The 5,629-nt window shown below is 71.9% G+C and carries 5 protein-coding genes and 1 pseudogene; 2 read left to right on the top strand and 4 right to left on the bottom strand.

The genetic code is table 11. The features are described from left to right. Together CWIS_RS19635 and pstC are read right to left on the bottom strand one after the other, a co-directional pair. Positions 1-357: pseudogene (locus CWIS_RS19635) on the bottom strand (hypothetical protein); the annotation flags it as partial. Further along, the gene (pstC, locus tag CWIS_RS15925; RefSeq protein ID WP_231583942.1) at positions 357-1,451 is read right to left on the bottom strand and encodes a phosphate ABC transporter permease subunit PstC; all 1,095 of its coding nucleotides are present in this window, start codon (positions 1,449-1,451) and stop codon (positions 357-359) included. The pseudogene CWIS_RS19635 and the gene pstC, both read right to left, overlap by 1 nt. A gap of 190 nt (positions 1,452-1,641) precedes the next feature. Between pstC and purN the strand changes: the two genes are divergently transcribed. Both purN and CWIS_RS15915 read left to right on the top strand, forming a co-directional pair. After that, complete coding sequence (purN, locus tag CWIS_RS18170; protein WP_197080874.1) at positions 1,642-2,244, top strand: phosphoribosylglycinamide formyltransferase; 603 nt, start codon at positions 1,642-1,644, stop codon at positions 2,242-2,244. 216 nt (positions 2,245-2,460) lie between these two features. Then, positions 2,461-3,009 (top strand): calcium-binding protein, encoded by a 549-nt coding sequence (locus CWIS_RS15915; protein ID WP_053071789.1) that lies wholly within the window; start codon positions 2,461-2,463, stop codon positions 3,007-3,009. Between the two features lie 67 nt (positions 3,010-3,076). Here the strand turns inward: CWIS_RS15915 and CWIS_RS15910 are convergent, their stop codons facing one another. Together CWIS_RS15910 and CWIS_RS15905 are read right to left on the bottom strand one after the other, a co-directional pair. Next, a complete protein-coding gene (locus CWIS_RS15910; RefSeq protein ID WP_197080873.1) occupies positions 3,077-4,246 on the bottom strand; it encodes a hypothetical protein in 1,170 nt (389 codons plus the stop codon). Positions 4,247-4,248: 2 nt separating this feature from the next. Continuing rightward, complete coding sequence (locus CWIS_RS15905; protein WP_048344322.1) at positions 4,249-5,388, bottom strand: SPFH domain-containing protein; 1,140 nt, start codon at positions 5,386-5,388, stop codon at positions 4,249-4,251. Positions 5,389-5,629: the final 241 nt, after the last annotated feature.

Genomic DNA, 5,629 nt, shown 5'->3' with positions numbered 1-5,629 from the left:
GGCGAGCCCGTGCACGACGCCCGCCACGAGCCGGTCACGGACCATCACCGAGCTCTCCGTCAGCCCGACGAGGAGCGCGTACAGCAGGACGAACAGCGCGACCCCGACCGCGCCGAAGCCCATCGGGTGGTTGATCGGCAGCACCTGGGAGGCGAGCAGCCCGGTGAGCGCGAACGCGGCCACGGCCGCGCCGACGACGTCGAGCAGGTCGCCGAGCCGGATGCCGCGCAGCTGCCGCCGGGTCTCCGGCCCGCTCGTCGTGCCTGTGCTCGTCGTACTCGTCGTGCTTGTGCTCGTCGTACTCGTCGTGCCGGTGCTCGTCGTCCCGGTGCTCGTCGTGCTCGTCGTCGTGCTCATCAGCTGCTCGCCCCCGAACGCGAGCGCGCGACCACCGACGACGCGACGAAGTTGACGACCAGCGTCATCAGGAACAGCGCCAGACCGGCCGCCATGAGCGCGGACATCCCGAACGGCGTCGACTCGCCGTAGCGCAGCGCGATGAGCGAGGACACCGAGCTGCCGCCGTTCGCGAGCACGTGCCACTGGATCGCGAACACCGGCGAGATGATCATGTAGACGGCGATGGTCTCGCCCAGCGCGCGGCCGAGCCCGAGCATGGTCCCGCCGATGATGCCGCCCTTGCCGAACGGCAGGACGACGGACCGGATCATCCCCCAGCGCGTCGAGCCCAGCGCGAGCGCCCCCTCGCGCTCCCCCACGGGCGCCTGCGAGAACACCTCGCGCATGATCGACGCGATCACCGGCGTGATCATCATGGCGACGACGAGTCCCGCGATGAACGTCGACGACGTGTAGACGGTCGCGGTCGCGAGCGGGTCGGTCGGGTCCGTCCCGGGGACCTGGAACGGGCCGAACCACGAGAACGTCGTCGACAGCCAGCGTGCGAGCCCCGTGACGTGCCCCTGCAGGAAGAAGAAGCCCCACAGGCCGAACACCACCGACGGGATCGCGGCCATGAGGTCGACCACGCTGGTCAGCGCGGGCTTGATGCGCGGCGGCGCGAACTCGTTGATGTACAGCGCGACACCGAGCGAGAACGGCACCGCGACGAGGATCGCCACGAGCGCGATCAGCACCGTCCCGACGAGGATCGCGGCGATCCCGAAGTTCCCGGAGTCCGGCTCCCACGCCTGCGTGGTGAGGAACCCCCACCCCGCCACGCGCAGCGCGTCCCACGCCCGGGCGAGCAGGAACAGCCCCACGGTCGCCATGACGACGAGCACCCCGACACCGCTCGCCGTGAGCACCGCGCGGAACACGCGGTCGCTGCCCGAGCGGCGCGTGCCGATCCGGCGCGGCTCGTCCTGCTGCGCAGGGGGGATGGCCGGCGGCGGTGCGGGCGGGATCGTCGGAGGCTCTCCCCCGCCGTCCGCCTCCGCGGAGGCGCTCCCGAAGTGGCGGGTGCCGACGAGCACGGGCACGACGGCCATCGCGCGCTGCGCTCCTCCCACCGGGTCCGCCCGGTCGTCGTGGGACCCGGCAGCCGCCGGGGCGCTGCGACGATGGCACCGCCAGGTGAAGCGCCGACGAACGCTCCGGGGCGGCCAGGGGTCGCCCGGGTGGCCACCTGCGTGCGACCGGGAGAATCGCCCGACGACGAGCCGCTCCTATGCTGTGCGCGTGACCTCCCCCACCTCCGACGTCCCTCGCGCGCGCCTCGCCATCCTCGCGTCCGGCACCGGGTCCACCGCCGCGGCGATCATGGACGCGGCCGGGACGACGATCGACGCGACGGTCGCCCTGGTCATCAGCAACAACAGCGGCTCGGGCGCGCTCGAGCACGCGCGTACGCGTGGCGTGCCGACCCTGCACCTGTCCGGCGTGACGCACCCCGACCCGGACGCTCTCGACTCCGCGATGGTCGAGGCGCTCGCGGACGCGCGCATCGAGCTCGTCGTGCTGGCCGGCTACATGAAGAAGCTCGGGCCGCGCACGCTCGACGCGTTCAGCGGTCTCGTCGTGAACACCCACCCCGCGCTCCTGCCCGCGTACGGCGGCCAGGGCATGTACGGCGACCGCGTGCACGCCGCGGTCCTTGCCGACGGCGCCCCGCAGACCGGCGCGTCCGTGCACATCGTCACGGCCGAGTACGACGCGGGTCCCGTCCTGGCCCAGGCGGTCGTGCCCGTCGAGCCGTCCGACGACGTGGCCTCCCTGCGCACCCGCGTCCAGGCCGCCGAGAAGTCTCTCCTCCTCGACTGGCTCGCCACCCACTTCCGCTGACCGCACTGGCCGGCGACGTGGCCGGCGCTGGGCTCGGGGACATGAGGGTGCCCTATCTGGCTCAGGTAAAGCACCCTAAAGTTCCAAAGAAGCGCCGTCTCGCGCCTGCAAGCGAGGCTCGCTCACATGAGGGTTCTCTCACGGAGCGCTCACGTGCGCCTCATCGCCGGCCGGTTCCCTCGTGCACGACGGGTTGCCATCGACTGAGGAGTGACCATGACGAAGAAGCCAGTGCTCGCGTGGACGACGGGCGTCGCAGCCCTCGGCGTGGGGCTCGCCCTGACGGTGGTCGGCGGCACGGCCGCGAGCGCCGCCGTCCCCACGTGCCACGGCAAGGCCGCGACGATCGTCGGGACCGGCGCCGCGGACGAGATCGAGGGGACGTCGGGTGCTGACGTGATCGTCGGGCTCGGGGGCGACGACGAGATCGACGGCAACGGTGGCGACGACACGATCTGCGGCGGGACGGGCCACGACGAGATCGACGGCGGCTCGGGCGCGGACTGGATCGACGGCGGCGCCGGCAAGGACGAGCTCGAGGGCGGCACCGGCGACGACCGGCTCTACGGCGGGACGAGCAACGACCACCTCGAGGGTGAGGCGGGGCGCGACAAGCTGTGGGGCCAGGACGGCCACGACCTGCTCGAGGGCGGGCGCGACACCGACGCGCTGAGCGGTGGCCGCGGCACGGACCTCGTGGCTCAGGGCAGCGTCTCGCAGGCGGTCGAGGACCGCTGGGAGCACACGTACGGCAACGACGACTGAGCACCGGCTGAGCATGACGACGGCGACCCCCCACCCCCGGGAGGTCGCCGTCGTCGTGAAGCGGGCGCTAGCCGTCGCGGTTGAACAGCCAGAACGCCACCCCGGCCAGGACGAGCCCGACCACGACCGCGGCGACGATCTTCGGGACGCTGTAGGGGCGGTCCCCGACGACCTCGCCGGTGTTCGCGTTGACCATGACCTGCCACTGCTTGCCGGCGTACATGAACGTCGCGATCCAGATCGGCAGGAGGATCAGCTTGAACATCACCTGCGAGTAGGTGGTGTCGATGTGGTGGATCCGCTGCTCGTCGCCGCCGATGTCGCGCTTGACGTCGGCGCGGATCTCGTCGTCCATCGTCTGCTTCGCCTCGACGTACCCGGCCTGCGGGTCGACGTCGTACCGCACCGCCGAGTGCCCGACGAGGTACTCGGCCTTGTACGGCTTGACCTCGCCGAGCGTCCACGGGCCGAGCTTGGCGACCCGGTTGCGCGGCAGCGTGGTCGACGCGGGGACGAGCAGGTCGTCGAACGTGTTGCGGATGCGGCCGCTGGCGTGGTGCCAGCGCGTGCGCCGCACCTCCTGGTCGCCCTGCTTCTCGGTGTAGTGCTCGCCGCGCTGGCCCGTGTAGTCGCTCGTCGTGTTGGCGTCGAACGTCCAGTGCGGCAGGTAGGTCCCGCGGATGGACTCCGTGTCCCCGACCTGCTTGAGCGCGCCCGGTGCGAACCACCGCGAGCGCACCCACTTCGTGAAGTTGTCGCGCGCGGCGCGGCTGTCGACCAGGAACGGCAGCACGCCCTCGGGCGGGATGACGCCCTCGGGGTTCGACGACGCGACCAGGTTCCCGCCGCAGAACTGGCAGTGCCCGGCGACGTCCTTGGTCTCGGTGCTCGCGCCGCAGCCGTCGCACGCGAGCACCTGGCCGCCGATCGAGGCGACCTCGTAGCGGTCGTTGTGCGCGAGCCACTGCTCGAACGAGTGCTCGGAGACGCTCTCGTCGTCGCCGTGCGTGATCTCGACGCGGTGGCCGCACGAGCCGCAGACCAGCGCGGAGGAGCCCGCGCCGTACGCGAGGGCCGCACCGCACACCGGGCAGCGACCGCGCTCGACGGCGGCCGAGTCCTCGCCCCAGCCGGCCGTCGCGGCGGTCGGGGTCGAGTCGGTCGAGGGCGTGTCGGTCCAGGGACCGGCCGTCGTGTCCTGCGGGAGCGGCGGCGGCGCGAAGGAGTCGTGCGTCATGGTCAGGCGCCCGGCGTCGGGGCGGCCGTCGGCGGCAGCGGCGGCGGGGCGTGGAACAGCCCGGCGAGGTTCGGCACCTCACCCGCGGCGGTCCAGGCGGCCATGCCCTGCTTCCAGACGAGGGTGTCGCGCGTGACCTGCCCCGCGCCGACCTGCTGCGCGAGCGCCTCGGGCGTCACCGGGCCGGCCTGCGAGCCGCCGGTCGCGTAGTACCAGAGCTCGTCGGTGACGGGCAGCGGCGGGGGTCCGGCCGGCGCGGCCTGGGGCGCCGCCTGGTGGGCCTGGTTGGACTGCGCGATGGTCTGCGCCATCTGCGTGCCCATCGCCATGCCCATGCCCAGCCCGAGGCCCTCGCCCGCGCCGCCGGGGTTGTTCGCGGCGTCGCCGATCGCGGTCGCGGTCTGGAACTTCGTGTACGCGTCGAGGTCGCCGAGCACGCCCATCTGCGTGCGCTTGTCGAGCGCGGCCTCGACCTCGGGCGGCAGGGAGACGTTCTCGATGACGAACCGCGGGATCGTCACGCCGTACTCGGCGAGCTCGGCGCTCAGCGCGGGCGCGAGCCTCGAGGAGAGCGACTGCTGGTTCGCGGCGAGGTCGAGCATCGGGATGCCCGAGCTCGCGATCGCCGGCGCGAGGTGGCCGATGATGTTCTGCCGGAAGAACTCCCCGATCTCGTCGGTGCGGAAGTTCGAGTCCGTCCCGACGAGCTGGCGCAGCAGCACCGACGGGTCGGCGACCTGCAGCGCGTACGTGCCGAACGCCCGCAGGCGGACCATGCCGAACTCCGGGTCGCGCAGCGTGATCGGGTGCTGCGTGCCCCACTTGAAGTCCGTGAACTGACGGGTCGCGACGAAGTACACCTCGGCCTTGAACGGCGAGTTGAAGCCGTACTTCCAGCCCTTGAGCGTCGTGAGGATCGGCAGGTTCTTCGTCTCGAGCACGTACCGGCCCGGGCCGAAGACGTCGGCGATCTGGCCCTCGTTCTCGAAGACCGCGACCTGACCCTCACGGACCACGAGCTGTGCCTGGTTCTTGATCTCGTTCCCCTGCCGCGGGAAGCGCCACACGATCGTGTCCCGCGAGTCGTCGAGGAACTCGATGATGTCGATCAGCTGACCGCGCAGCTTGTCCGCAAAGCCCATGCGTTGCTCCTTCGTCGAGGCCGGTCCGTGCGCATCGGTGCTGGCAGCGCACGGGGACGTGTCGGGTGTCCCCCGTGGTGGCCGGTGTCCCGACCGTCCAGCGGCGAACGGAGCAGCCTCGCAGGTCAGACGCGCGCCGTCTACTACTTCTTTGCCTGATCATGACTTTCACCCGCTGATCACCAGGCCGACGAGGCGCGTTTCACCCGACCGGCCGACCCCACACCGGCCTGTCCCCCCC

This window comes from Cellulomonas sp. A375-1 (assembly GCF_001040865.1).
Taxonomy (GTDB): Bacteria; Actinomycetota; Actinomycetes; order Actinomycetales; family Cellulomonadaceae; genus Cellulomonas; species Cellulomonas gelida.
This window is presented reverse-complemented; position numbering and strand designations above follow the sequence as displayed.

Coding starts and splice junctions, on each gene's coding strand:
- pstC (WP_231583942.1), bottom strand. CDS start 1,451: ATGGCCGTCGTGCCCGTGCTCGTCGGCACCCGCCACTTCGGGAGCGCC.
- CWIS_RS15915 (WP_053071789.1), top strand. CDS start 2,461: ATGACGAAGAAGCCAGTGCTCGCGTGGACGACGGGCGTCGCAGCCCTC.
- CWIS_RS15910 (WP_197080873.1), bottom strand. CDS start 4,246: ATGACGCACGACTCCTTCGCGCCGCCGCCGCTCCCGCAGGACACGACG.
- CWIS_RS15905 (WP_048344322.1), bottom strand. CDS start 5,388: ATGGGCTTTGCGGACAAGCTGCGCGGTCAGCTGATCGACATCATCGAG.